19 protein-coding genes are annotated in these 25,272 nt (G+C 53.8%); 8 read left to right on the forward strand and 11 right to left on the reverse strand.

What is annotated here, in order from left to right:
* Window positions 1-44: 44 nt before the first annotated feature.
* Window positions 45-3,776 (forward strand): PAS domain S-box protein, encoded by a 3,732-nt coding sequence (locus tag ABHF33_RS15565; RefSeq protein ID WP_348944809.1) that lies wholly within the window; start codon window positions 45-47, stop codon window positions 3,774-3,776.
* A 98-nt stretch (window positions 3,777-3,874) separates the two neighbouring features.
* Here the strand turns inward: ABHF33_RS15565 and ABHF33_RS15570 are convergent, their stop codons facing one another.
* From ABHF33_RS15570 to ABHF33_RS15585, 4 genes are all read right to left on the reverse strand, one after another.
* Window positions 3,875-4,852 (reverse strand): hypothetical protein, encoded by a 978-nt coding sequence (locus ABHF33_RS15570; RefSeq protein ID WP_348944810.1) that lies wholly within the window; start codon window positions 4,850-4,852, stop codon window positions 3,875-3,877.
* Window positions 4,853-5,032: 180 nt separating this feature from the next.
* On the reverse strand, window positions 5,033-5,416 hold the full coding sequence (locus ABHF33_RS15575; RefSeq protein ID WP_348944811.1) for a DUF1801 domain-containing protein: 384 nt from the start codon (window positions 5,414-5,416) through the stop codon (window positions 5,033-5,035).
* An 87-nt stretch (window positions 5,417-5,503) separates the two neighbouring features.
* On the reverse strand, window positions 5,504-6,154 hold the full coding sequence (narL, locus tag ABHF33_RS15580; protein ID WP_348944812.1) for a two-component system response regulator NarL: 651 nt from the start codon (window positions 6,152-6,154) through the stop codon (window positions 5,504-5,506).
* On the reverse strand, window positions 6,151-8,109 hold the full coding sequence (locus tag ABHF33_RS15585) for a histidine kinase (protein ID WP_348944813.1): 1,959 nt from the start codon (window positions 8,107-8,109) through the stop codon (window positions 6,151-6,153). Before ABHF33_RS15585 ends, narL begins: the two co-directional genes overlap by 4 nt.
* Before the next feature lie 152 nt (window positions 8,110-8,261).
* Here ABHF33_RS15585 and napF point away from each other — a divergent pair, with 152 nt between their 5' ends.
* The 5 genes from napF (at window position 8,262) to ABHF33_RS15610 (ending at window position 12,906) form a co-directional block, all read left to right on the forward strand.
* Window positions 8,262-8,753, forward strand: coding sequence for a ferredoxin-type protein NapF (napF, locus tag ABHF33_RS15590; RefSeq protein ID WP_348944814.1), 492 nt, complete (start codon window positions 8,262-8,264; stop codon window positions 8,751-8,753).
* The gene (locus ABHF33_RS15595) at window positions 8,750-8,983 is read left to right on the forward strand and encodes a chaperone NapD (RefSeq protein WP_157669829.1); all 234 of its coding nucleotides are present in this window, start codon (window positions 8,750-8,752) and stop codon (window positions 8,981-8,983) included. Before napF ends, ABHF33_RS15595 begins: the two co-directional genes overlap by 4 nt.
* A 143-nt stretch (window positions 8,984-9,126) precedes the next feature.
* On the forward strand, window positions 9,127-11,664 hold the full coding sequence (napA, locus tag ABHF33_RS15600) for a nitrate reductase catalytic subunit NapA (RefSeq protein WP_348944815.1): 2,538 nt from the start codon (window positions 9,127-9,129) through the stop codon (window positions 11,662-11,664).
* A 111-nt stretch (window positions 11,665-11,775) separates the two neighbouring features.
* Entirely contained in the window at window positions 11,776-12,222 is a 447-nt protein-coding gene (locus ABHF33_RS15605; protein ID WP_348944816.1) for a nitrate reductase cytochrome c-type subunit, read from the forward strand.
* Window positions 12,223-12,234: 12 nt separating this feature from the next.
* Window positions 12,235-12,906 carry a NapC/NirT family cytochrome c gene (locus ABHF33_RS15610; protein WP_348944817.1) on the forward strand — a complete coding sequence of 224 codons (672 nt, stop codon included), beginning with the start codon at window positions 12,235-12,237 and terminating at the stop codon, window positions 12,904-12,906.
* 74 nt (window positions 12,907-12,980) lie between these two features.
* Here the strand turns inward: ABHF33_RS15610 and ABHF33_RS15615 are convergent, their stop codons facing one another.
* From ABHF33_RS15615 to ppsR, 6 genes are all read right to left on the reverse strand, one after another.
* Entirely contained in the window at window positions 12,981-15,554 is a 2,574-nt protein-coding gene (locus tag ABHF33_RS15615; protein ID WP_348944818.1) for a [protein-PII] uridylyltransferase, read from the reverse strand.
* A 71-nt stretch (window positions 15,555-15,625) separates the two neighbouring features.
* Entirely contained in the window at window positions 15,626-16,435 is an 810-nt protein-coding gene (gene map, locus ABHF33_RS15620; RefSeq protein WP_348944819.1) for a type I methionyl aminopeptidase, read from the reverse strand.
* 112 nt (window positions 16,436-16,547) lie between these two features.
* The gene (minE, locus tag ABHF33_RS15625) at window positions 16,548-16,814 is read right to left on the reverse strand and encodes a cell division topological specificity factor MinE (protein WP_348944820.1); all 267 of its coding nucleotides are present in this window, start codon (window positions 16,812-16,814) and stop codon (window positions 16,548-16,550) included.
* 3 nt (window positions 16,815-16,817) lie between these two features.
* Entirely contained in the window at window positions 16,818-17,627 is an 810-nt protein-coding gene (gene minD / locus ABHF33_RS15630) for a septum site-determining protein MinD (protein WP_348944821.1), read from the reverse strand.
* A 111-nt stretch (window positions 17,628-17,738) separates the two neighbouring features.
* Window positions 17,739-18,482, reverse strand: a complete 744-nt coding sequence (gene minC, locus ABHF33_RS15635; protein ID WP_348944822.1) for a septum site-determining protein MinC — start codon at window positions 18,480-18,482, stop codon at window positions 17,739-17,741.
* Between the two features lie 151 nt (window positions 18,483-18,633).
* On the reverse strand, window positions 18,634-19,452 hold the full coding sequence (ppsR, locus tag ABHF33_RS15640; protein ID WP_157669845.1) for a posphoenolpyruvate synthetase regulatory kinase/phosphorylase PpsR: 819 nt from the start codon (window positions 19,450-19,452) through the stop codon (window positions 18,634-18,636).
* 155 nt (window positions 19,453-19,607) lie between these two features.
* On the opposite strand from ppsR, the gene ppsA reads away from it, so the two are divergent.
* Window positions 19,608-21,980 (forward strand): phosphoenolpyruvate synthase, encoded by a 2,373-nt coding sequence (ppsA, locus tag ABHF33_RS15645; protein WP_348944823.1) that lies wholly within the window; start codon window positions 19,608-19,610, stop codon window positions 21,978-21,980.
* Between the two features lie 90 nt (window positions 21,981-22,070).
* Here ppsA and trpE read toward each other — a convergent pair whose 3' ends face one another.
* Window positions 22,071-23,540 carry an anthranilate synthase component I gene (gene trpE, locus ABHF33_RS15650; protein ID WP_348944824.1) on the reverse strand — a complete coding sequence of 490 codons (1,470 nt, stop codon included), beginning with the start codon at window positions 23,538-23,540 and terminating at the stop codon, window positions 22,071-22,073.
* Between the two features lie 277 nt (window positions 23,541-23,817).
* Here trpE and cysS point away from each other — a divergent pair, with 277 nt between their 5' ends.
* On the forward strand, window positions 23,818-25,221 hold the full coding sequence (cysS, locus tag ABHF33_RS15655) for a cysteine--tRNA ligase (RefSeq protein ID WP_348944825.1): 1,404 nt from the start codon (window positions 23,818-23,820) through the stop codon (window positions 25,219-25,221).
* The last annotated feature ends 51 nt before the right edge of the window (window positions 25,222-25,272 follow it).

Here is a 25,272-nt window from a genome sequence, read left to right on the forward strand (position 1 = left end):
AATATTCGCTACACCCAAGGACAAGGGGCAAGGTCATTAAAGTTGTGGTCGGGATTCGTGTCAGAATCTGCTATATCAACGACACGACCAAGAAAAAATCCTTCATCGTGGCCATTTCATCAAGCAAAACCATGCTGGCATTGCCGCAGAAAAATACCGTGATGCACACTGTACTGATCACGGTTGCCATCTGTTTTGCCTATGTGCTGACTGGCAAGCTTAGCTTGTTGCTGGCTATTCCTCCCGGTTATGCATCTGCAATTTTCCCTCCTGCGGGTATCGCGGTTACAGCGGCATTCATTGCCGGCAGGCGCTCGATCCCCGGTGTTCTGTTAGGGTCTTTTCTGCTCAATGTGTGGATAGGGTATGAAAGTACCCATTCGATTAGCTTGCTTGGCTGTACTGCGGCGCTGTGGATTGCCTGCTCTTCGGTGATTCAGGCGTGTGCGGGCGGCTGGCTCCTGCGCAAGATAGTGAATTACCCAGCCGCTTTTGACAATTTGCGTGACGTGGTGGCCTTTCAGCTGCTATCGCCAGTGATCTGCCTGATTAGCGCCACCTTATCAGTGAGCGCCTTGGTCTTTCTTGGCATGGTGCAGCAGAGCAGTTTTATGCTCAGCTGGTTGATGTGGTGGGTCGGCGATACATTGGGTTTACTGATTTTGCTGCCATTAACGATGGTCGCCGCCGGTCGGCCTCGTGCCCTGTGGCGGAAACGGGCCACGACCGTTGCCGTTCCCATGTTGTTTGCATTTTCCGTCTTGGTTGTCCTGTATGTGAATGTGAGTCGCTGGGAGCAGGCGGAGTCTTTGGTCGAGTTTCGTTTGTTATCACAGCGGATTGCAGACAGTATCCAGGCGCGGCTGGATGAGCAGGAATCTTTACTTGAACAAACACACGGTTTTTTTGCCGGTACTGATGACATAACGGCCGAGGAATTTCAGCACTTCTCCAAACAAGCACTCAAGCGTTTTTCGATGATACGCGCCATTGAATGGGCTCCCCGCGTCGAATCATCCCGGCGGATTCAATTTGAGGCGCAGCAGCAAGCGCGTATTCCCGGGTTTCAGATCAGGGACAGAAATAACGGCAATCAATTGCAGCCAGCACAGCCAAGTGCGGAGTATTACCCGATTACCTATATCGAGCCTTATCCGGGAAATGAAGCCGCGATGGGCTTTAACATCCTTTCAACCCCCAATCGGGCTGAAGCACTGAGCAAAGCAATCCGGACGGGGCGCAGTGTGGCTACTCCGCCACTGCATTTGTTGCAAGCGCCTAATAGTCCTTTTGGCTTTTTATTGCTGCATGCCATTAAGGGCTCCCGCTCTGGTGACGGTATCGTGCTTACCATTATCCGGGCCGACCAGTTTATGGAAAAGCTGCTGCCGTCTGATAAAGAGCAGCTTTATATCCGTTTAATTGATGTAGGAACCCAGCAGGTCGTTTACAGCACCTTCCCAGATACGGGCAAGTCTGCAATTTGGCAGCAAAAACTGATTTATGGTCAGCGCGAATTTTTGCTGGCAACCTCACCCAGCGCCAGCTATCTGGCGCAGCATCGTGGTTGGCAAAGCGCTGCCGTTCTTGCCGCCAGCATTCTTGCTACCAGTTTGCTCGGCGCTTTTTTAATGCTGGGCACTGGTTATGCCGCACGCGTTGAGGCTCTGGTTGAGGAAAAAATTGCCGAGTTGACAGAAAGTACCGAAAAATTGACCGGACTGTATGAGCTCTCGCCTTTGGGTATTGCGCTGGCGGATATGGATGGCCGTTATCTGGAGTTTAACGAATCGTTTCAACGGATTACCGGGTATAGCGAACAGGAGTTGAAACAACTGAATCATTCGGAGCTAACACCAGAAAAATATCGCCAAAGCGATCAGCTCCAGCTTGAGCAACTGCGAATGCATGGACGGTATGGTCCGTATGAAAAAGAATATGTTGGCAAAGATGGGCAATGGGTGCCTGTCAGCCTCAATGGTTTGCTGATTCATGGCAAAAATGGCGAACAGTATATCTGGTCAATTGTGGAGGATATTTCCGAACGGAAAAGTGTTGAAGAAGCTTTACGGGCGAGTGAAGAGCGCTGGAAGTTCGCACTTGAAGGCGCGGGTGACGGTGTTTGGGACTGGAATCTGCAAACAGGTGAAATCTTGTTTTCCCGTCAGGAAATGACAGTGATTGGGTATCCGGGAGAGGATGCCCAGTCGATTACGCTGGCGCAGTGGATATTGCATCAGCACCCTCAGGATCAGGCTTTGCGACAGGCTGCCGTGGAAGCTCATCTGTGTGGGCAAGCACCTGTCTATCAGTGTGAATATCGGGTTCGCACCCGCGATGGACGCTGGAAATGGATCTTGGCGCGCGGGATGCTTGTTAGTCGTACGGATGATGGCCTGCCTTTGCGCATGATAGGAACGCATGCCGATATTGATGAACGCCAGCGCATGCAGCGCAAAGAGGTGATGCGCAGCAATGTGATGGAAATGCTGGCTCGTGGAGCACGGCTCAAGGAAATACTTGATGTATTGATTGCAATGCTTGAAGCAGAAGACGATGGGTTGATTTACGCCACTTTTAATCATGATGAAGAAGGTAAATATGCACTGGCAGGAACCTGTCTGCCTTTGCTCTGGTATCCAAAACAACCCGAAGTGGCCATGCCTGCGCAAAATAGAGCGGATCAGGATGACGCGAGCGCAACGCCAGTTGAGGGGGTAGAGCTTTGCCGTTCCGAGCTGATTGTTTCGGATCGAAATACCGTAGAGGGCATTCTGGTTTCTTTTCATAAACAATCGGGAGGGCGCGCGAGTGCTGATGCTCAATTGCAGCAACAGGCCGCCAAGCTGATTGGCGTTGCGATTCAGCATAAACGCATCGAAGAGCAATTGCTGCTGGCCAATTCGGTCTATATGGCCAGTAGTGAAGCGATTATGGTGGTTGATGCTGCAAACCGGATTGTTGCGGTTAATCCGGCATTTGAAACGATCACAGGATATGCAGCGACAGACGTACTGGGGCGCGACCCCAAGTTGATGAGGTCGCCGCAGCAAACGCTGGGTTTTTATCGTGAAGTGTGGCAGGCCATTCTGGAGACTGGCGTTTGGCATGGCGAATTGTGGAATCAGCGCAAAGATGGCCGCAGTTACCCGGCCAATATGCACATCAGCAGCATTAATGATGAGGATGGATTGGTGTTGCGGCGGATTGCAATCTTTACCGACATTACCGACAAAAAAATTGCTGAAGAGCAGATCAATCATTTGGCTCATTACGATTTGCTCACTAATCTGCCCAATCGTGTTTTATACGCTGATCGCTTATCGCTTTCGCTGGCCGTCGCACGGCGTAATAGCGCTCTGGTCGGATTACTGTATGTCGATCTGGATGAATTCAAACCAGTAAATGACAGTTTTGGCCATGCAGTGGGCGATATGCTGCTTAAGCAGGCTTCGCAGCGAATGCTGGCCTGTGTCAGGGAGTCCGATACGGTAGCCCGGATTGGGGGTGATGAATTTGTGGTGATTCTGCCTGCGGTGCAGTCTGTGCAGGATGTGCAACAGGTCGGTGAGAAGCTGCGCCTTGCACTCGTGAATCCGTTTCTGATTGATGAGCATCGCCTGAATATTTCAGCCAGTATTGGCGGTGCTATTTATCCGGAGCACGGGGAAGATGAAGAGCATTTGATGCAGCATGCTGATCATGCCATGTATATTGCCAAGAAGGCCGGGCGCAATAGAGTGCATATTTTTAGGCAGCCCGAGTCTGACGTATGACCATGCTAATTAGTAGCGGTGTTTTTTTAGCTGTCAGTTATGGCGAATCCGGATTTTGAAGTCTGGGTTCGCCATACCTGAAATTAACGAATGTACCGTTAAGGCTTGCTTCCTTGTCCGCTCCAGCTCCAGCCGGGGTAAAGAACTGAATTCACGGTGGCGTTGTTGCCACTAAATATGGCGTATGGCTTTGATGGTGTGACCCAATTGCTTGCGGTTGAGTGCTCCAGCTCAAAGACCACGTTGCCATAAAGCCCATATGGGCCTGTAACCGACGATTTGCGGTAGGCAGCGAACAGGGTTTGTCCGCCCATATCAATTTTGCCGACTTCGCTTTCACGATTTATTTCTACAGCTGCTTTTCCCCAGATGCCCAGTGCTGCAATACGGGCTTTGTTGTCAGCCAGGAAATAAGCGTTGGCCGATGCTTGAACTTGCTTGAATGTATTGGCTTCTCCACTTGATTTGGCTGCCGAGGTGTCGCGTACATCCAGCGTAATTTGTCTATTCTCGGCACCAAAATTGGCAGATGAAGCGCCGATCACGAGCACTTCGGCTTCGGTCAGGCGGCTGAGGAACAGGCTGCTACTATCGGTGGCAATATATTGTCCTCGCGGTACTTCCCAATCACTTTTGGCATTGGTGCTCATGCCGTCAATATCCACGCTTGCATTGGCTTGGGCTTTGATTGCCGCCATGCCTGTGGGCACATTGATATCAAAACCCTCAAGGCGAACGCTGGCCGATTGCACGAGGATTGCTGCTTGTTCGGCGTTGGCCTGCGTGACAAGCAGCGAACCGCTTCGCCGGGCGTCGTTCACGATTTCAAGATTGCCTTGCTCGATGGAGAGCGGCCCATGGCATTCACCCGAGATCACCAGACGCGTCTTTTCACGTGACGACACTTTACGTTCAAGAGCATTTTTAAGAGCTTTAGGATGGCTGTCGCAATTAACCTTGATTTGCGTTGTATTGCTGTCAAAGGTATTCGCTGCCGTTAATTCATATGCTGATGAGACTGCACTCAAACTCGCCAAGGCTGTGGCAATACTGATCAACAGTGCTTGATGTGTCATTTTGACTCCTCCAAAATCATTATTTGCATGACAAGCTCTGGGCTAACGCGTAGACGCAGTAATGATTGAATCCTGTCGTCAGCCTGCTTGTGCGCTGATTTTAATGAGTAATGAGCACCAATTTGAATGTTCGGTTTTTCGTATTTATTTGTCTGATTATGCGGTTAAATCAACCCGGTTTCAGGGCGCTGTCGCCGCTTGCTGCGCCAGCAGCAGATAGTGTGCCAGCTGTTTTTCCTTGATCTGCTCAAGCGAGTGCAGCTTGAGATGCCGACGACCTTTACCTTTACCTTCAAGCCAGTCGTAGGGGTCAATGATTTTAGCGCCGCTGCCAAATTCGACCGAAACATGCGCCTGATAGGCAAAAACACCAGCAAACTGCACGCCAGCCGTAAACAGGATGCCGCCGTATTTCACCTCTTCGGCATCAAGCGCCAAGCTCTCGCGCACCAGCGTGCGCACGGCTTCGACAATTTCATAGTTTTGCGGGTTCACAAAACGGATATCGTCCAGCAGCGCCTGGACGGATTGCTTCGCTGATTGATGCGTTGATCGATTGCTCATGGCTACCTCGCTGGCTGGTATTGAATTGCGTGAGCATCAAATAGACCCGCTTGTCATCAGGGGGGCTTAGCTCAATTGATCCGCTGTTTACTTGATTCCGTTTTCCACCGCCCACACCGCAGCTTCCAGCCGCGAGCGGAAATTGAGTTTGCGCAGCAGGCTTTTCACATGCACTTTCACCGTGCCTTCAGCAATGCCCAGCTCGCGCCCGACCAGTTTGTTGGATAGCCCTTGTGCCAGGCATTGCAGAATTTCCTGTTCGCGCTCGGTCAGGTGCGAGATTTGCTGATTGCGATCGGTGGTGTCGTCTTCGCGCAAGGCCAGCGCCAGTGCGCGCCCCAGCCTTTCGGGGATGGCCATTTGCCCGTCCAGCGCTTCCTGCAGGCGGGCAATAATGTCTTCGGGCTCCATGTCCTTGAGCAGGTAGCCATCGGCACCCGCGCGCACGGCGTTGACCAGATCGCGGCTTTCATCCGAGACCGTCAGCATGACCACTTTGCTGTCCAGATCTAGCAGCTTGATTTCGCGCAGCGTGGCAATGCCGTCCATGTCTTTCATATTCAGATCCAGAATCACCAGATCGGGCTGCAGCTGGGCAACGGTCTTGACGCCTTCAACACCGCCAGCGGCTTCGCCAACGACTTGAAATTGCGGGTTGAGGGCGAGTAACTGCACCACGCCTTTGCGAAAAAGCGGGTGATCGTCGATGACGACGATGCGGTAAAGCGTTGAATTCATGCTGAATGATCCTGATTGGAATGGCGGTTGAAAGACGGCTGATCCGGCCGGTCGCTCTCTGGCTGGCTAGCCGGGGAGGGCGTGTGCGTGTCGTGGTGCGATTCCCGGTTTGAAAAAGGCGTGCTGGGGATAAAGCGCAACATGACCTGCGTGCCTTGCACCAAGCCGGGCTGGATGCTCAGGCTGCCGCCCAGGCTGTGGGCGCGGTCGCGCATGATCGAGAGGCCATAGTGCTGCGCCCGTTCCGGGCTGGGGTTGATGCCCCGGCCATCGTCGTTGATTTGCACGACAATTTCATTGCCTATCCAGGCCAGATGCACCTGGGCGCTGTGTGCCATGGCATGGTGATGCACATTGGCCAGCGCTTCGCGGATAATTTGTAGCACGTGGATTTCTTCTTCGGCGGCCAGCTCGATGCCGAGCAGATGGTTGGCCAGCTCGATCTGGATGCCCGTGCGTTCGGAAAACTCCTTGATCGTGGCTTGCAAGGCGGCATTGAGCCCGCCCTGATTGATTTGCAGGCGGAAGGTCGTCAGCAGCTCGCGCAGCTGGCGGTAGGCGGCATTGAGCCCCTCGCGTAACTCTTGTAGCGTGGCCTGTGCGTCATCGGGTTTGTCGTTGAGCTGGCTTTGTAGGCGCACAACCTGGATTTTCAGGTAGGAAAGCGCTTGCGCCAGCGAATCGTGCAGCTCGCGGGCAATGACCGAGCGCTCTTCAAACAGCGCCAGCCGGTGCAGTGATTGCTTACGGCGCGATCCGGCCAGTGCCGCGCCCAGATTGTGGCTCACATCTTCCAGCACCTGCATTTGCCAGCCGCTCAACGTAATACCGTCTTGCAGCGTCAGCGGCATGATGCCGTAGGTGATGCCGCTGTCGAGCAGCGGAAATACCAGCTCCTTGCGCGGGTGACTACCCTGTTTCTGTTGGCTGTGTTCAAGGCAGCCGGCGCAATCTTGCTCCAGGCAGCCCAGACGGATGCCTTCCTGCTGGTTGTTGGCCAGCTTGAACGCGCTTTTAAGCGGGATATCGCGCGGATTGGTTTCGGTCAGGCAGATGGCGGCGTTTTGCAGCGGGATAAATTCGCCCAGCGCTTTGAGTACAGAGTCGAAAATGGCCTGATCGGGTTCGTGATCAGCCAGTAGCGCTTTGATCCGGTAGCGCAATTGCAGCGCGGTCTGGTTCTGCTCTAGCTCGGCGGTTTTTTCGGCGACGCGCGATTCAAGCTGGCTGTAGCTGTTTTCCAGCTCGTTGAACATGCGGTTCAGTGCGGTTTTCAGTGTACCAATTTCGCCACTGGCTGGTGTGCTAATACGGGCGGCATAGTGTCCCGACTCAACCAGATTGGCTACTTTAGCCATACTGCTAAGGGGGTATGTGATTGCACGATAAGCCCAGATTAGTATCCAGACAAATACCCCGAATACTGTAAGCAGCGAAATCCATTGTAGCTGGGCTAGCAGCTTCAGGCGCTCTTCGTGGGCCTGCTCCAGCGCATCAACAAATTGGTCAATTTCGTGCACGTACTGGTGCGTACTGGGCAAGAGGATGCTGGCGTACAACGCATCGTCGCGCTCAAGGCCGGGGCGGATTTCATTGCGCCAGCGGCTTTCAATCTCGTTAAAGCGGATGCGAACGGCATCCTTATCGTCTTGTGGCAGCGCCTTGCGAATGCTGTCGTGGTAAAGGCGGCGCTCGAATTCGGCAATGACTTCGCGCAAATTGGGGTGCGAGCCGGGGATGGGGTCGGCAGGAGCCAGCGCGGTGGCGGCAATCAGATAGGACTGCTTGCGCAAGGAGCCGGCCATATTGATCGCCTCGCCGCCACCCGAGGACAGATTGGTCATCCAGCCGCTGATCAGCAAGCTCAGTACGCCGGGCAAGATCAGAATCAGCAGCGCCAGCGACAGGCGGGCAATCAGCGACAGTTGGCTGAGTTTGGGGGGGCGAATCAACACGGTTACTCCAGAAGTCTCAAGGCGTATTTTCCTGCTCTGGCTAACAGCACTATATACCTACGAGTGGGTAGGGATCGCAGATGCTACCCCTTCGGTGTAATTGTGGCACAGCAGGCACAGGCCTAGTCTGTAGGACAACAAAGAGAGCCATCATGTCCGTTGACCCGTCCCGCCGCAGTTTGCTGTTTGGCCGCAAGCCCGCAGCGCAAAGCCCAGTGGTGTTTCGCCCGCCATGGGCGATTGCGCAGTTTATCGAGCATTGCACCCGCTGCAATGCCTGTGTTGAGGCGTGCCCGACGCAGATTATTGTGCGCGGTGATGGTGGTTTTCCCGAGCTTGATTTTACGCGGGGCGAGTGCAGCTTCTGCGGCGAATGTCGCACTGCCTGCCAGAGCCCGGCTTTGAGCGCCGCGCAAACCTGGCAGCAAACCATCCGCATTTCCGAGCGTTGTCTGGCCGGTCAGGGCGTCGAGTGCCGTGTCTGTGGCGAGAGCTGCGATGCGCGCGCCATCCGCTTTATTTTACAGCCCGGCAGGGTGGCGCAGCCGCAGCTCGATTCGGAGGCCTGCACCGGCTGCGGTGCGTGCATTGCGCCTTGCCCCAGCCAGGCCATCGCCATGATCCAAACAGGAAAAACAGCATGAATATGTACAGTCTGGTCGTTCGCGCCTTGCCGGACAAAATGGCGCTGGTGCGCCAGCAATTGCTCACCGTGCCGGGGCTGGAGCTGCATCAGGAGCATGAAGGCCGCCTGATTGTGACGGTGGAAGACGTGCCGGGCTATCGAACCAGCGAAGCGCTGACGGCCATTCAGTCGTTTGACGGCATTATTTCCACCACGCTGGCGTATGAGTACTGCGACGACGAGCAGTAAGCCCGCGTGTTGCGCAATCACAGATCAGTACCGATCCGGCATTGAACACAGCCGGACACCGTTGGATAAAAAATCAGCAGCAAAGCCATAGACCCGATGGTCAGGCCTGGCTGCAACTTGGCAAGTTTGAGGAGGGGAAAGCAATGAGTTTAGATCGTCGCGAGTTTATCAAGGCGACTGCAGTGAGTGCAGCCGCCGCCAGTGTGGGCATCCCGCTGGTAGAAGCTGCGCCCAAAAAGGCCGCCGCACCAACGAGCACCGCAGCCAGTGACACAGTGCGCTGGGACAAAGCACCTTGCCGTTTCTGTGGTACCGGCTGTGCGGTGCTGGTGGGGACGCAAAATGGCCGCGTCGTCGCCACACAGGGCGATCCTGATGCACCGGTCAACCGCGGTCTGAACTGCATCAAAGGCTATTTCCTGTCCAAAATCATGTACGGCGAAGATCGGTTGACCCAGCCTTTGCTGCGCAAGAAAAACGGCAAATATGATAAAAACGGCGAATTTACGCCGGTGAGCTGGGATGAAGCTTTTGCCATCATGGAGCAAAAGTGGAAAGAAGCGCTCAAAACCACGGGCCCCAATTCGATTGCGATGTTCGGCTCGGGGCAGTGGACGATTCACGAAGGCTACGCGGCCAGCAAGCTGATGAAGGCGGGTTTCCGTAGCAATAACCTTGACCCCAATGCCCGCCACTGTATGGCCTCGGCGGTGACCGGCTTTATGCGCACTTTCGGCATGGACGAGCCTATGGGTTGTTACGACGATATCGAAGCGGCCGACGCCTTTGTGTTGTGGGGCTCGAATATGGCCGAAATGCACCCGATTCTATGGAGCCGCATTACCGACCGTCGCCTGTCGAACAAGCACGTCAAAGTGGCGGTGTTGTCGACGTTCGAGCATCGCTCTTTCGAGCTGGCCGATCTGGGCGCGGTGTTTACGCCGCAAACCGATCTGGCGATGATGAATTTTATCTGTCATCACATCATCAGCACGGGCCGCGTCAATAAAGACTTCGTCAAAAAACACGTTAATTTCAAACTCGGTGAAACCGACATTGGCTATGGCTTGCGGCCAAACAACCCGCTGGAAGCCAATGCCAAAGCCAATGGCTATCCGGGCAAAGATGGCAAACCCAAAACGAATCCGACCGAAGCGAAAGCCATCACTTTTGATGAATTTGCCAAATATGTGTCGGAATACACCGCTGAAAAGGTCAGCAAACTCTCTGGCGTATCGGTTGAAAAGCTCAAACAGCTGGCTGAAATGTACGCCGATCCGAAAGTGAAAGTGACCTCGTTCTGGACCATGGGCTTTAACCAGCACACCCGTGGCACCTGGGCGAACAATATGATTTACAACATCCACCTGCTGGTTGGCAAAATCGCCGAGCCGGGCAATAGCCCGTTCTCGCTGACCGGTCAGCCATCGGCCTGCGGTACTGCCCGTGAAGTGGGTACGTTTGCGCATCGCTTGCCTGCCGATATGGTCGTGACCAATCCCGAGCATCGTCATCACGCCGAAGAAATCTGGCAACTGCCGGACGGCACGATCCCGGACAAAATCGGTCTGCACGCGGTTGCAATGGCGCGTGCGATCAAGGATGGCAAGGTCAAAGTCTATTGGCAGATGGCCAATAACAATATGCAGGCCGGGCCCAATATCAATCAGGAGCTGTACGCTGGCTGGCGTCGCCCTGATGTGTTTGTCGTGGTGTCTGATCCGTATCCGACTGTTTCTACGCTGGCGGCAGACTTGGTGCTGCCGACCGCGATGTGGGTCGAAAAAGAAGGGGGCTTTGGTAATGCCGAGCGTCGCACCCAGGTTTGGCGTCAGCAGGTGAATGCGCCGGGCGAAGCCAAGTCAGATTTGTGGCAGATCGTCGAGTTTGCAAAACGCTTCAAGATGGAAGAAGTGTGGCCGGCTGATCTGCTGGCCAAAAAACCGGCTTACAAGGGTAAAACGCTGTTTGACGTGCTGTATGCCAATGGCAAGGTCAACAAATTCAAAAATAATGAATTGCAAAAAGGTTTTGAAAACCTCGAAGCCAAAGCCTTCGGTTTTTATATCCAGAAAGGTCTGTTTGAGGAGTACGCAGAATTCGGCCGCGGCCATGGCCACGATCTGGCACCGTATGATTTGTACCATCAGGTACGCGGCCTGCGCTGGCCGGTGGTGAATGGTAAGGAAACCAAATGGCGTTACCGCGAAGGCTACGATACCTACGTCAAAAAAGGCGAGGGCGTGCGTTTTTATGGCAATAAAGACGGCAAGGCCAATATTTTCGCCCTGCCTTATCAGCCCGCCCCCGAAGTGCCGGATAAAGAATACGACCTGTGGCTATGTACCGGCCGCGTGCTGGAGCACTGGCATACCGGCACGATGACACGCCGCGTGCCCGAGCTGCATAAGGCCGTGCCCGAGGCGATGGTGTTTATGCACCCGGACGAGGCCAAACAGCGCGGCTTGCAACGCGGCATGGTCGTCAAGGTTAAATCGCGCCGTGGCGAGATCACCGCCAGACTGGAAACCCGTGGCCGCAACAAGCCGCCTAAAGGCCTGATCTTTGTGCCGTTTTTTGACGAAGGCCGCTTGGTCAACAAACTGACACTCGATGCAACGTGCCCGATTTCCAAGCAAACCGACTTTAAAAAATGCGCAGTTAAAGTAACTAAGGTTTAGCGTTGAAGGGTATTGCTCTGTAGCTATTTGCAGATCTTAATCACAGAGCAATACCCTCATTAAAGCGGATGGGTGAGCGGTAGATAAAACGGGATTGATGAGGATAAGAAAATGAAAAAGTGGGCATGTTTTTTAGGATTAATACTGACGCTGAGTTTGGGGGCGATCAGTGCTGGCACAATGGCCGAAGGGCTGCGCTCCTTGCGCGGCACCGAGGCGGTGAAAGGCGATGTGCCTTCGGAAAATTACCGCTATGAGCGTGACAAAACCGCGCAGCAGCGGCAGTTTGTTCAGCAGCCGCCGCTGATTCCGCATACCACCAAGGGCTATCTGATCAGCAAGGAATTCAATAAATGCCTCGATTGCCACAGCTGGGACAGGGCAGCCGATTCCGGTGCGCCGCGCGTATCGGTGACGCACTTTAAAACCCGCGAAGGCAAAGAGCTGACCAATATGTCACCGCGCCGTTATTTCTGTACGCAATGCCATGTACCGCAAACCGATGCAAAACCGTTGGTGGGCAATAGCTTCAAGCCCGCCGATGGTTTGGTCAAATAAAGGATGCGCGCCATGATCAACTGGGTAAAAACAAAGTGGAGCCAGATCCGGGCGGTGCGGCTGGGGTTTTGGGGACTGGTGGGGATGTTTGTGCTCGGTATCATTTTCTGGGGTGGTTTTAATACCGCGCTGGAGATGACCAATACCGAGAAATTCTGCCTTAGCTGTCATGAGATGGCCGATAACGTCTTCCCCGAATATCAGGAAACGGTGCATTACACCAATCGTTCCGGCGTGCGGGCGACCTGCCCGGACTGTCATGTACCGCACGAATGGGGCCCTAAAATGATCCGCAAGATTCAGGCTTCCAAAGAAGTCTGGGGCAAGCTGACGGGCTCGATCAATACCCGCGAGAAATTTCTGGAAAACCGCGGGCGGCTGGCGCAAAACGAATGGCGTCGCATGAAGGCTAATAATTCGCAAGAATGCCGCAATTGCCATAATTACGAGTATTTCGACTATATGGAGCAAAATCGCCGCTCGGCCAACGCGCACCAGAAAGGCTTGAGCTCGGGGATGACGTGTATTGATTGCCACAAGGGCATTGCCCACCATCTGCCCAATGTCCAGCAGCATATTGGCGTTGAAGAAGACAGCGCAGTGGCGCCGAATGTGATGCATCCGGCTCGCCCTGATGCCAGCGCAGCCTCGGCGGTGTCTGACGAAATGGCCGGAATCGAGTAACTCAGCGTCATCAGTAGGCAATGGGCGAGGCCGAAATAATGTTCGGCCTCGCTGCTTCTATGGCGATGGCGGGTTTATTGCGGATTCAGCGCCTGCAGGAGTTCGTTCTCGATCTGTAAACGGCTTCGTTCGTCGCCCAGCACGCTGCCACTAATCAGGAAATTGTCTTCTGCCCGCTCGCCCAGCGTCATGATTTTGGCCGACTGGATTTCAATCCGGTTGCTGGCCAGAATGCGGGCGATGGTCGAAAGCAGGCCGGGCCTGTCGCCCGCCACCACCGATAGCACATAGAATTTGCCTTTTTCATCGGCCCGCATCTGCACATGCGTTTGCACTGGAAAGTGCTTTTGCTGACGCGACAGGCGGGTGCTTGGCGCAGCTTGCAGCGGGAGTTTTTTGATAATGCGCTGCGCCAGCTCGTATTCGACGTAATTGATCAGGTCGCGATACGAGGTGCTGAGCGCGTCCGGGATATACACATAGAAAGTATCCAGCGCATAGCCGTGCGTGGTGGTGTGGATATGCGCGTCAAAAATGCTGTAGCCCGCGCGCTCGAAAAAGCTGCAAATCTGCGCAAACAGATCGGGCTGATCCGGGGTATAGACGACCACCTGCAACCCTTCACCCGACTCGGATAATTTGGCCTTCACCGTGGCTTGGCTGGCGTCCATATGCGCGAGCAATACCCGTGTATGCCAGGCAATATCGCGCGCATCGTGGCGCAGGAAATACACGGTATCGAGTTTGCTCCAGAAGGGCTGATGCGCGTCGGTCCGAAAGCCATACAGCCGCAGCAGGCGCAATGCTTCATCCTGGCGCTCGTTCAGCCATGAATGCGCAGTGATATTCTGGCTATTCAGATAGCGTGCCGTGCCTTTGAACAGATCTTCCAGCAGCTTGGCTTTCCATGCGTTCCACACTTTCGGGCTGGTGCCACGAATATCGGCGACGGTGAGCAAATACAGCGCGTTCAGGTGGCGCTGATCTTTGACCAGTGCGGCAAATTCAGCGATCACGTCTGGGTCGTACACGTCCTGCTTTTGCGCAATCGACGACATGGTTAAATGATGCGTTACCAGCCAGACGATCAGATCACGGTCATCTGCTGGCAGCGGGTGAGCGTCAACCCAAGTGCGGGTAATCGCCGCGCCCAGCTGCGAATGATCGCCGCCGCGCCCTTTGCCAATATCGTGAAACAGCGCCGCCAGATACAGCACTTCGGGGCGCGCAAATTCTTCCAGCAGGCGCGAGCACAGCGGGTATTCGTGGGTAAACGCTGGCACGGCAAAGCGGCGCACATTGCGCAAGACCATCAGCGTGTGCTCGTCCACCGTATAAACGTGAAACAAATCATGCTGCATGCGGCCAACAATATCGCCAAATTCTGGGATATAACGACCTAAGACACCGTATTGATTCATCCGGCGCAAAATGCGCGTTAAGCCGCGTGGCTCGCGAAAAAGTGCGATAAACAGCTGGCGATTGTGCGGGTTTTGCAAAAACTCATCGTCGATTTTATTGCGTGCATGCCACAGCGCGCGCAGCGTTTCCGGCGCAATATCGCGCGCTTCGCGGCGCTGCTCAAAATGCAGAAATAGCGCCAATATGCTGGCCGGTTTGCGCTCGAACAGCGCCGGATCGGTGATTTCCAGCAAGTCGTCACGGATTTGAAAGTCTTCACAAATCTGAATGGTTTGCCGACCGATAAACGAGAAAATCCGCGCGCGCAGCGCTTGCACCAAGACCGGCACCAGCTGCGTCACAATCCGCGCCGCCAGATAATATTCGGCCATCAGCGCTTCGGAGGCGCGCTGCGTGATTCGGCCTGCCGCCGACAGATCATCAAAGCCAAATTCCTTGGCCAATGGATGCTGATAATCAAACAAAATCCGGTCCTCGCGGCGTTTGGCGCGCCAGTGCAGCGCAATGCGATAGGTGCGCAGCACGCGCTCGGCTTCGCACAGCTTCTGGTTTTCTTCATGCGTGAGCATGCCCAGCGCAGCCAGTGCATGCCAGTCGCGGCCGAGACGCTGGCTGGCGGCGATCCAGCCGATCAAATGCAGATCGCGCAAGCCACCCGGCGCTTCCTTGATATTGGGTTCGAGCTTGTAAGTGGCATTCTGGAATTTGCCATAGCGCGCCTGCTGCTCGATCAGCTTGGCGTCGAAAAACTCTTTCGGGTCGATATGGCGATGCACTGTATCCATAAATTCGGCAAAACGCGCGCTGTCGCCAACGAGCACCCGCGTTTCCAGCAGTGCGGTCTGCACCGTGATGTCGCGTTCGGCTTCGTTCAAACAGTCGGCAATTGTGCGCACCGAATGGCCAACTTCCAGCCCGATATCCCACAACTCACCGACGAATATCTCCAGCTTTTCCAGCAAGGCCGGGCTGGGCTGGTCGGGCAGTAAAATCAGTAAATCAATATCGGAAGAGGGGTATAGCTCGCCACGCCCGTAGCCACCTACCGCAGCGAGCAATACCTCGCTGGTGAATTCATGTCGGTCCCACAGCTCGACCAGGGTTGTGTCGGTGAGCTGGGCCAAGGCATTAAGCAGCGGTGCCGCTTTGGACGGGACATTAAATCGTTCGCGCAATGCGGCTTTGGCGGTGGCGTAGGATTCACGAATGGCGGTGACTGAACGCATGGTTTTCCTGATTGCGAAGCATAAAAAAGGGTATTGCCACGCAATACCCTGATTTATTGAATTACAGACGATTACCCAAGGAGGTATTTTTCTGGTTTGGCTGGCGAGCCTGCCGACAGCGTCAACACTTCATAGCCAGTTTCAGTGACCAGAATGGTGTGTTCCCATTGTGCCGACAAGCTGCGATCTTTGGTGACTATCGTCCAGCCGTCGTTCATTTGCTTGATCTCGCGTTTGCCGGCGTTGATCATTGGCTCGATCGTGAAGATCATGCCCGCCTTCATTTCCGGGCCAGTACCGGCTTTGCCGTAATGCAGTACTTGTGGCTCTTCGTGAAACACCGACCCAATGCCGTGGCCGCAGAATTCACGCACGACTGAATAGCCCGCTTTTTCAGCGTATTTCTGGATCGCCGCGCCAATATCGCCAAAATGCGCGCCGGGTTTAACCTGCTCAATGCCGATCCACATGCAGTCGTAGGTAATTTGTGACAGCCGTTTAGCGTGACTTGGCACATTATCGCCGACCATAAACATGCGGCTATTGTCGCCATGGTAGCCATCTTTGATCACGGTAATATCCAGATTGACCACGTCGCCATTTTTCAGCGGTTTGTCATTTGGAATACCGTGACAAATCACATTATTCACCGAGGTACAAATTGATTTGGGGTAGGGTATATAGCCAGGCGGGCAGTAATTCAAGGGTGCTGGAATGGTACCCTGCACATTGATCATGTACTCATGGCACAGGCGATCAATCTCGGCGGTGGTGACGCCGGGCACGATAAATGGCGTGATGTAGTCCAGCACTTCGCTGCCCAGGCGGCCAGCGATGCGCATTTTTTCGATTTCTTCAGCGGTTTTGATGCTAATGGTCATCGTGTCTCTCGCATCGCTTGGATGCTTTGCTTTATATAATTAACTTGATTATATCACCGCCGTTCTGTGAGGCTGCAATGTAAAAAAAGGGGCTTTCGCCCCTTTTGTCGCATCAGACTGCGGTTTTCCGATGTTCCGGCAGCACAATATTGACTTCAAGCACTTCAAAATCGTCCTTGCGCTCCAGCTGCACCTTGATGTCTTCCGGATCGATCGAGACATATTTGGAAATCACTTCCACCAGCTCGCGCTGCAGCTGCGGCAGATAATCGGGCGCTTCGCGGCCACCGCGCTCGTGCGCCAGAATGATTTGTAAACGCTCGCGGGCGACGCTGGCGGTTTTTTTCTTTTCGCCAAAAAAATAACTCAGAATCGACATCGCTTAACCTCCGAACAACCGTTTCCAGAACGGCTGTTTTGGCACTTCAATAAAGCGCATGGGTTTTTCTTCGCCAAGGAAACGGGCAATGACGTCTTTGTAGGCTTCCGAAACATCGGTGCCGGCGTTATGAATGGCCGGTGTACCCGAGTTGGACGCCTGCAGTACGGTTTCGGATTCCGGAATAATCCCGATCAAGGAAATGCGCAGCAGATGTTGCACATCATCAAGCGAGAGCATTTCGCCCGACTCAACGCGCGCCGGGCTGTAGCGCGTGATCAAAAGGTGAGTTTTAACCGAGCCGCCTTCTTCGGCGCGTTTGGACTTGGCGTCCAGAATACCGATAATGCGGTCCGAATCGCGCACTGACGAGACTTCCGGGTTGGTGACCACAATCGCTTCGTCGGCAAAATACAGCGCCAGAAATGCACCGGTTTCGATACCCGCCGGGCTGTCGCACACAATGTAATCAAAGCCATCGTGTTTAAGCTCGTTCAATACGCGCTCAACACCTTCTTTTGACAGCGCGTCTTTATCACGGGTTTGTGAGGCGGGCAGCACAAACAGGTTGTCGCAGTTTTTATCCTTGATCAGCGCCTGGCGCAAGCTGGCTTCGCCTTGGACCACATTGACAAAGTCATACACCACGCGGCGCTCGCAGCCCATGATCAGATCCAGATTCCGCAGGCCCACGTCAAAGTCGATGACGGCGGTTTTAAAGCCGCGCAAGGCAAGGCCGGATGCGAAGCTGGCGCTGGTGGTGGTTTTGCCCACGCCGCCTTTGCCCGAGGTAACAACTACGATTTTTGCCACAATAGGTCCCCTAAACAGTCACTTAATATCAAATCTTCAAGTTTTTATTCAATTGGCGTTTCGCCCTTACTGCCAATGTCGCGGCCGGACATCAAACTCCGGCTTGGTGGTTTAATTCAAATTATTTAACGCTTCAATCATGATCTTGTCTTGCTCCAGCGAGATTTGAGCTGGTTTTGAGCTGATTGATGCGGGCAAATCCTGATCCAGGCTGCGATAGATGCCGGCAATCGAGACCAGCTCGGCTTCCATGCAGGTGGTAAAAATCCGCGCCTTGCTATCGCCACGCGCGCCAGCCAGCGCTCGGCCACGCAATGGGGCGTAGACATGGATATTGCCATCGGCAATCACTTCTGCGCCATTCGAGACCAGGGCCAGCACAATCAGGTCGCCCCCTTTGGCATACACTTGTTGTCCGGTGCGTACAGGGCGGGTAATGATCGTAGCGCCTTGTGGTGCAAGCACTTCAGGCTGATACTGGGGCTGGGTATTTTGCGATGCAGCACTGCTTGCTGCAAGATCACTGTCACTGAGTATCACCAGACCCGCTTCTTTGGCGGCAACTTGCTGATCGCGATTGCCACCTTGTGCGGCAATCGGTGCTAGCGCAAATTGCCGTAACAGGCTAATCATGGCCACGATTTCGACCGCGCTCGGGATTTGCGGCAGGCTGTTAAAATCAATGACGATCTGCTCACCCGCCAGAAAATGGTCGACGCCACCGAGCTGGCTTTGCAAGGCGCTCTGTAGTTGATCGCAATCGGTCGTGACGGGAATAAAGGCAGTCAAGCGCGCGGTGGTACTTTTAAATTCGAACAGGCTGGCCGTTTGCTGCGGATAGGTAAAACTCGTCATGGCGGGCGATCAGATGATGATGGGCGTAAAGCCAGCAGTTTACCTTTTCGGCCCCGCACTAGGAAGCTGTAAACACGCGTCAGACTCGCAAAACAACTTTAGCTACGCAAATTTCCGGTCCAGCGGTGCCGCTGGCAGATCAATCACGCCTTTAGTAAGCGCGTCGGGTTAGCCCGGTTTTGTGCATGATGGTGGTGGCCAGCTCTTCAATCGACATGCGAGTGGTGTTTAGGTACGGCACGCCAACTTGCCGCATCAGCGCTTCGGCTTCAGCAACTTCAAACTGGCAGGTTTCCAGCTGGCAATAGCGGCTATCGGGTTTGCGCTCTTGGCGAATCTGGCGCAGCCGCTCCGGGTCGATTGTTAGGCCGAATAGTTTATTGCGATAAGGCAGCAGCAAGCGTGGCAAGGTGTGCTGGCCAAAGTCTTCGGGGGTGAGCGGATAATTGGCGGCTTTTATGCCAAATTGTAACGCCATATAGAGGCAGGTTGGTGTCTTGCCCGAGCGCGAAACCCCGACCAGAATCAGGTCGGCCTCGGCCAAGTCGCGCGGCATCACGCCATCATCGTGATTGAGCGAGAAATTGACCGCATTGATGCGGTTGTTGTACTCCTCAAAATTGCTGATTTCGTGCGAGCGGCCAATGGTGTGCGAAGACTGCACGCCCAGCTCTTCTTCCAGCGGACCAATAAACTGGGCAAAGAAATCAAAAGATTGTGCGTCAGGCACTTGAATCTTGGCGCGAATTTCCAGATTGGCAATGGTGCTAAATACCAGAGGCCTGCAACCATCGATCAGCGCCTGACGTCTGATTTGCAAGGCGACTTCTTCGGCTTTTTCGAGCGTATCGACAAAGGGCAGCACAATCCGGTTAAACGAGACATCTTCAAATTGTGACAGCAATGAATGGCCTAAAATTTCTACCGTAATACCTGTACGGCCAGAGACAAAAAACGCAGTACGACGCATGATTTTTTCCTTTTTTTGCAGCATAAACTGACAGTCAGGGGAAAACCAGTAGATACAATTACTTACTTTGCCGAAAAAAAATCTATGGTTAACTTAAGTTGCGTGCGTTGCAGTGCAGCAACTGCATTTTAAATCCAGATAGAAAGGGTCGGCCGATGACAGAAAATTATGTGATTGACTTCGCGCATCTGCGGATGAGCGACGTGGAAAAAGTGGGCGGCAAAAACGCCTCTTTGGGGGAAATGATTTCCCAGCTGACCGAAAAGGGCGTTCGCGTACCGGGCGGCTTTGCGACCACGGCTGAAGCGTATCGCGTATTTCTGGCGCATGAAGGTCTGGCCGAGCGTATTGATCGTGCGCTGGCGACACTGGACGTGGATGATGTCAAAGCGCTGGCCGAAACTGGCAAGCAAATCCGCGACTGGATTATGGCCACCCCGTTGCCACCGCAACTGGAAGCCGAAATGGCTGAGCACTATGCCCGGCTGGGTGACAATGTGACGGTTGCAGTGCGCTCTTCTGCCACAGCAGAAGATTTGCCGGACGCGTCCTTTGCTGGTCAGCAAGAAACCTTCCTCAATATTGTTGGCTACCAGAATGTGGTTGATGCGATGAAGCATGTTTTTGCGTCGCTATATAACGACCGCGCCATTGCCTACCGCGTTCACAAGGGTTTTGATCACAAAATCGTCGCATTGTCGGCTGGGATTCAGCGCATGGTGCGCTCGGATAAGGGCGCAGCGGGTGTCTTGTTTACAATTGATACCGAGTCAGGTTTCGATCAGGTGGTTTTTGTGACCGCTTCGTATGGTCTGGGTGAAACCGTGGTGCAGGGCGCGGTGAATCCGGATGAGTTTTTCGTGCACAAACCAACGCTACGTGCTGGTCGTCCCGCAATTGTGCGTCGCCACCTCGGTGGTAAAGCGTTGAAAATGGAGTTTGATACCCAGTCGGTTGCTGGTAAATCAGTGCGTACGATCGAGGTGCCGCTGGAAGATCGTCGCCAGTTTTCGATTTCCGACGATGAAGTGCAAGAATTGGCGCAATACGCGCTGATTATTGAAGAACATTATGGCCGCCCCATGGATGTGGAATGGGGTCGTGACGGGATTGATGGCAAGCTCTACATTCTGCAAGCCCGTCCGGAAACTGTGAAGTCACAGGAAACAGGCTCGGATAAACTGACCAAATTCCGCATGCTGGAAACCGGTGAGGTGCTGACAGAAGGCCGTGCTATTGGCCAGAAAATTGGCCAAGGCCGCGTGCGCATTATTCGCGATGTATTAGAAATGGATCGCGTGCAAGCCGGCGATGTGTTGGTATCTGACATGACCGACCCGGATTGGGAGCCAGTGATGAAGCGCGCCGCAGCGATTGTCACCAACCGCGGTGGCCGTACCTGTCACGCAGCGATTATTGCCCGTGAGCTGGGTATTCCGGCCGTGGTGGGCTGTGGCGACGCGACCAAAGCGCTGCGCGAAGGCGATGAAGTGACCGTATCATGCGCCGAAGGCGACACTGGCAATGTTTATGCTGGCTTGCTCAAATTCGAGCGAATGGATGTCTCTTTAGCGACTTTGCCTAAAGCACCCGTTAAATTAATGATGAATGTGGGTAACCCCGAGCTGGCGTTTGAATTTGCCCAATTGCCAAATGAAGGCGTGGGTCTGGCTAGGCTTGAATTTATTATCAACCGCATGATCGGCATTCACCCCAAGGCCTTGCTGGCGTATCCGAATGTGTCGGCCACTTTGAAAGTGCAGATTGACGAGCGGATTGCAGGCTATCGCTCTGCTGTTGATTTTTACGTCGATAAAATCGCTGAAGGTATCGCCACCTTGGGTGCGGCGTTCTACCCGAAAAAAGTGATTGTGCGTTTGTCCGATTTCAAGTCGAACGAATACGCCAACTTGCTCGGCGGCCCCGAGTACGAACCACACGAAGAAAACCCGATGATTGGTTTTCGTGGCGCAGCGCGTTATGTCGATAAATCATTCCGTGATTGCTTCGAGCTCGAATGCCGCGCGGTGAAAAAAGTGCGCGACGTGATGGGGCTAACCAATGTTGAAGTGATGATCCCGTTTGTGCGTACGGTCAAAGAAGCTGAATGTGTGATTGAATTGCTGGCGCGCAATGGCCTCAAGCGTGGCGAGAATGACCTGCGCATTATCATGATGTGTGAAATCCCGGCCAATGCTGTGCTGGCTGAGCAATTCCTGCAGTATTTTGATGGCTTCTCTATTGGCTCGAACGACATGACGCAGCTCACGCTGGGGATCGATCGCGACTCTGGTGGACCTGTTTCGGCGTCATTCGATGAGCGCAACGAAGCCGTGAAAGCCATGCTCAGCATGTCGATTAAAGCCTGCCGCAAGCTGGGCAAGTATGTTGGCATCTGCGGCCAGGGTCCATCGGATCACCCCGACTTTGCCCAGTGGCTGGTCGAAGAGGGAATTGAAACGATTTCACTCAATCCGGATACCGTGATCGAAACCTGGCTGTTTCTTGCCAATGGCGGTAAAAAATAGCCTTGCTACTTTTTAGTCGCAATACTCGTTAAAAAGCCCCTTTGCATCTGCAGAGGGGCTTTTGATTGAGCGAGAGTATGATGAGCTTGTTCAGGCATCAAGCCCCTGTGTGGCCAACTCTGCTGCGCGCAGTACCGCACGGGCTTTGTTCAGCGTTTCCTGCCATTCACTTTGCGGTACCGAGTCGGCAACGATGCCGGCACCCGCTTGCATATAGAGGGTTTGGTTTTTGATCACGGCGGTACGCAGCGCGATGGCGACGTCCATATCGCCGTTAAAGCCTAAGTAACCCACTGCGCCCGAATACACACCACGTTTCGTTGGTTCGAGCTCGTCGATGATCTCCATTGCGCGCACTTTCGGCGCGCCCGAAACGGTGCCGGCTGGGAAGGTCGCTTTGAGCACGTCGATAGCGGTTTGCTTAGGCTTGAGTTTGCCCTCTACGCTGGAAACGATGTGCATTACGTGCGAATAGCGCTCAACGACCATTTTATCGACCAATTTCACCGAGCCCGTTTGCGCGACGCGACCCGCATCGTTGCGGCCCAAGTCGATCAGCATCACGTGCTCGGCAATTTCTTTTTCATCCGCGAGTAGCTCGGTTTCCAGTGCCAAATCTTCGGCGCGATCTTTGCCGCGTGGGCGCGTGCCGGCAATGGGGCGTACGGTGACGGTATCATCTTCAAGGCGCACCAAAATTTCCGGTGAAGCGCCGACAATATGCATATCGCCAAAGTCGTAATAGAACATATATGGCGACGGGTTAATGCTGCGCAGCGAGCGATACAGCGACATCGGCGAGGCGGCAAATGGCGCGCTCATGCGTTGTGCGAGCACGACCTGCATCACGTCGCCGTCTTTGATGTATTCCTTGGCTTTCAGTACGGCGTCTTTAAATGGCTGCTCACCAAACTCGGACACCGGCGTGCCATGGGCCGCTACAGGTAGCGAGAACGGAATTTGCGCTGGTTCACGCAATTTCATCCGAAGTTCAAGTAAGCGTGCTTCAGCGATGTCAAACGCATTGTCATTGCTTGGGTCGGCATACACGACGAGATACAGCTTGCCCGATAGATTGTCGACGACAACGATTTCTTCAGAGAGCAAAAGCTGAATATCGGGTGCGCCAATCGGGTCTGGCTTATTGCATTCGGCCAGTTTGCGTTCGATATAACGTATCGTTTCATAGCCGAAATAGCCAACCAGTCCACCCATAAAGCGTGGCAGGCCTTTGGTGGGCGGCGCTTTAAAGCGGGCTTGATACGCTTCGATGTAATCAAGCGGGTTGCCGTCAAAAGTTTCGATCACTTGATCGTCGTGGATTAGCTCAGTGAGAGTGCCGCAAACTTTGATGCGGGTGCGGGCAGGCAAACCAATAAATGAGTAGCGACCAAAGCGCTCGCCTCCCACAACTGATTCAAGCAGGTAAGAGTAAGGGCGATTGGCGAGCTTCAGATATACCGACAGCGGCGTATCAAGGTCAGCAAACAGCTCGGAAATCAAAGGAATGCGGTTGTAGCCTTGTCGTGCAAGGTCTGCAAATTCGGTGCGGGAAATCATGGTGACAACTCCGGTGTTGGGTAATGGAAGGGCGGTTAAGCGCGATTTTTCAGCGACGCCATCGCCATTCAAGCCAGATTTCAGTGGAGAGCAATGCCATGATTGTGGGTCTACAGATTGGTTTGCAATAACAGCTGCGATTGTGCTGCAAGCGGCTGGGAGCGTCAAATAATCTCGGGTTTTCCTGTATTTTGCGTCGCAGGGCGCACTTTAGTTGCAGTGCGGCTTGACAGCTTTGGTAGAATCTCATTTTTAGTGCAAACAATGTGAACTCACGATGCTGACATTGCATAACTCTCTCGCCCGCGAAAAGCAGGAATTCAAACCAATCACTCCAGGTCATGTGAACATGTACGTCTGCGGCATGACCGTATACGACTACTGTCATATCGGCCACGCACGGATGGTGGTGGTGTTTGACGTGGTGGCACGCTGGTTGCGCGAGAGTGGCTATCGCGTCAATTACGTGCGCAATATCACTGATATCGACGACAAAATTATCAAACGTGCAGTGGAAAACGGCGAGTCGATTCAAAGCCTGACTTCGCGTTTTATTGACGCAATGAATGAAGATTTTGCCGCGTTGGGCATTATTCGCCCCGATCACGAGCCGCGTGCGACCGATCACGTTGGCGGTATGCAGGCGATTATCAGCAAGCTATTTGAGAAAGGCTTGGCCTATCACGCACCCAATGGTGATGTGTATTACTCGGTGAAGGACTTTGACGGCTACGGCAAATTGTCGCGCAAAGATTTTGACGAGCAACGCGCCGGTGAGCGCGTTGAAGTTGATCCGAATAAACGCGATCCACGTGACTTCGTATTGTGGAAAGCGGCCAAAGATGATGAACCGAGCGATGTGAAATGGGATTCGCCGTGGGGTAAAGGTCGCCCGGGTTGGCATATCGAATGCTCGGCGATGTCTTGCCATCATTTGGGCGAGCATTTTGATATTCACGGTGGTGGTGAAGATTTGCAATTCCCGCACCACGAAAATGAAATCGCCCAGTCCGAAGGCGCGCACGGCCAGCAGTATGTGAACTACTGGCTGCACAACGGCTTTATCAATGTCGACAACGAAAAAATGTCGAAAAGCCTGGGTAACTTCTTCATTATTCGTGAAGTGCTACAGAAATTTGACGCCGAAGTACTGCGTTTCTTTATTTTGCGCGCGCACTATCGCAGTCCGCTGAACTACAGCGATGTACATCTGAATGACGCTAAAAACGCGCTGACTCGTTTATATACCGCGCTGAAAACAGTTGCACCTGCAGAAGTGGCGATTGATTGGAATGATTCACTGGCTGCGCGTTTCAAGGTTGCGATGGATGATGACTTTGCCACGACTGAAGCGGTGGCCGTGTTGTTTGAATTGGCCGCCGAAGCCAATAAGCACGCCGGTACTGAGCTAGGGGCGCAAAAAGCCGGTTTGCTCAAAGCTTTGGGTGGTGTGCTGGGCTTGCTACAACGCGATCCGCAATCATTTCTGCAGGCCGATATTGGTGCAGACGGTCATGAAGGAGCGTGGACTGCCGATAAAATTGAAGCGGCGATTGTCTCGCGCCGTGAAGCGCGTGCAGCCAAAAACTGGGCCGAAGGCGATCGCATTCGCGACGAGTTGGCTGCGGCAGGTATCGTGCTGGAAGACAAGGCGGGTGAGACAACTTGGCGTCGCAGCTAAACAGACTTGCGGTTTTGTGTGCTGATGTGCGCACAAATTGATCTGTACACA

Source organism: Chitinibacter sp. FCG-7, assembly GCF_040047665.1.
GTDB lineage: Bacteria > Pseudomonadota > Gammaproteobacteria > Burkholderiales > Chitinibacteraceae > Chitinibacter > Chitinibacter mangrovi.

Bases quoted from the DNA above. Each gene is read 5' to 3' on its own strand.
- ABHF33_RS15570 (WP_348944810.1), bottom strand. From the start codon at position 4,852: ATGACACATCAAGCACTGTTGATCAGTATTGCCACAGCCTTGGCGAGT.
- ABHF33_RS15575 (WP_348944811.1), bottom strand. From the start codon at position 5,416: ATGAGCAATCGATCAACGCATCAATCAGCGAAGCAATCCGTCCAGGCG.
- narL (WP_348944812.1), bottom strand. From the start codon at position 6,154: ATGAATTCAACGCTTTACCGCATCGTCGTCATCGACGATCACCCGCTT.
- napF (WP_348944814.1), top strand. From the start codon at position 8,262: ATGTCCGTTGACCCGTCCCGCCGCAGTTTGCTGTTTGGCCGCAAGCCC.
- ABHF33_RS15595 (WP_157669829.1), top strand. From the start codon at position 8,750: ATGAATATGTACAGTCTGGTCGTTCGCGCCTTGCCGGACAAAATGGCG.
- napA (WP_348944815.1), top strand. From the start codon at position 9,127: ATGAGTTTAGATCGTCGCGAGTTTATCAAGGCGACTGCAGTGAGTGCA.
- ABHF33_RS15605 (WP_348944816.1), top strand. From the start codon at position 11,776: ATGAAAAAGTGGGCATGTTTTTTAGGATTAATACTGACGCTGAGTTTG.
- ABHF33_RS15610 (WP_348944817.1), top strand. From the start codon at position 12,235: ATGATCAACTGGGTAAAAACAAAGTGGAGCCAGATCCGGGCGGTGCGG.
- ABHF33_RS15615 (WP_348944818.1), bottom strand. From the start codon at position 15,554: ATGCGTTCAGTCACCGCCATTCGTGAATCCTACGCCACCGCCAAAGCC.
- map (WP_348944819.1), bottom strand. From the start codon at position 16,435: ATGACCATTAGCATCAAAACCGCTGAAGAAATCGAAAAAATGCGCATC.
- minE (WP_348944820.1), bottom strand. From the start codon at position 16,814: ATGTCGATTCTGAGTTATTTTTTTGGCGAAAAGAAAAAAACCGCCAGC.
- minC (WP_348944822.1), bottom strand. From the start codon at position 18,482: ATGACGAGTTTTACCTATCCGCAGCAAACGGCCAGCCTGTTCGAATTT.
- ppsR (WP_157669845.1), bottom strand. From the start codon at position 19,452: ATGCGTCGTACTGCGTTTTTTGTCTCTGGCCGTACAGGTATTACGGTA.
- ppsA (WP_348944823.1), top strand. From the start codon at position 19,608: ATGACAGAAAATTATGTGATTGACTTCGCGCATCTGCGGATGAGCGAC.
- trpE (WP_348944824.1), bottom strand. From the start codon at position 23,540: ATGATTTCCCGCACCGAATTTGCAGACCTTGCACGACAAGGCTACAAC.
- cysS (WP_348944825.1), top strand. From the start codon at position 23,818: ATGCTGACATTGCATAACTCTCTCGCCCGCGAAAAGCAGGAATTCAAA.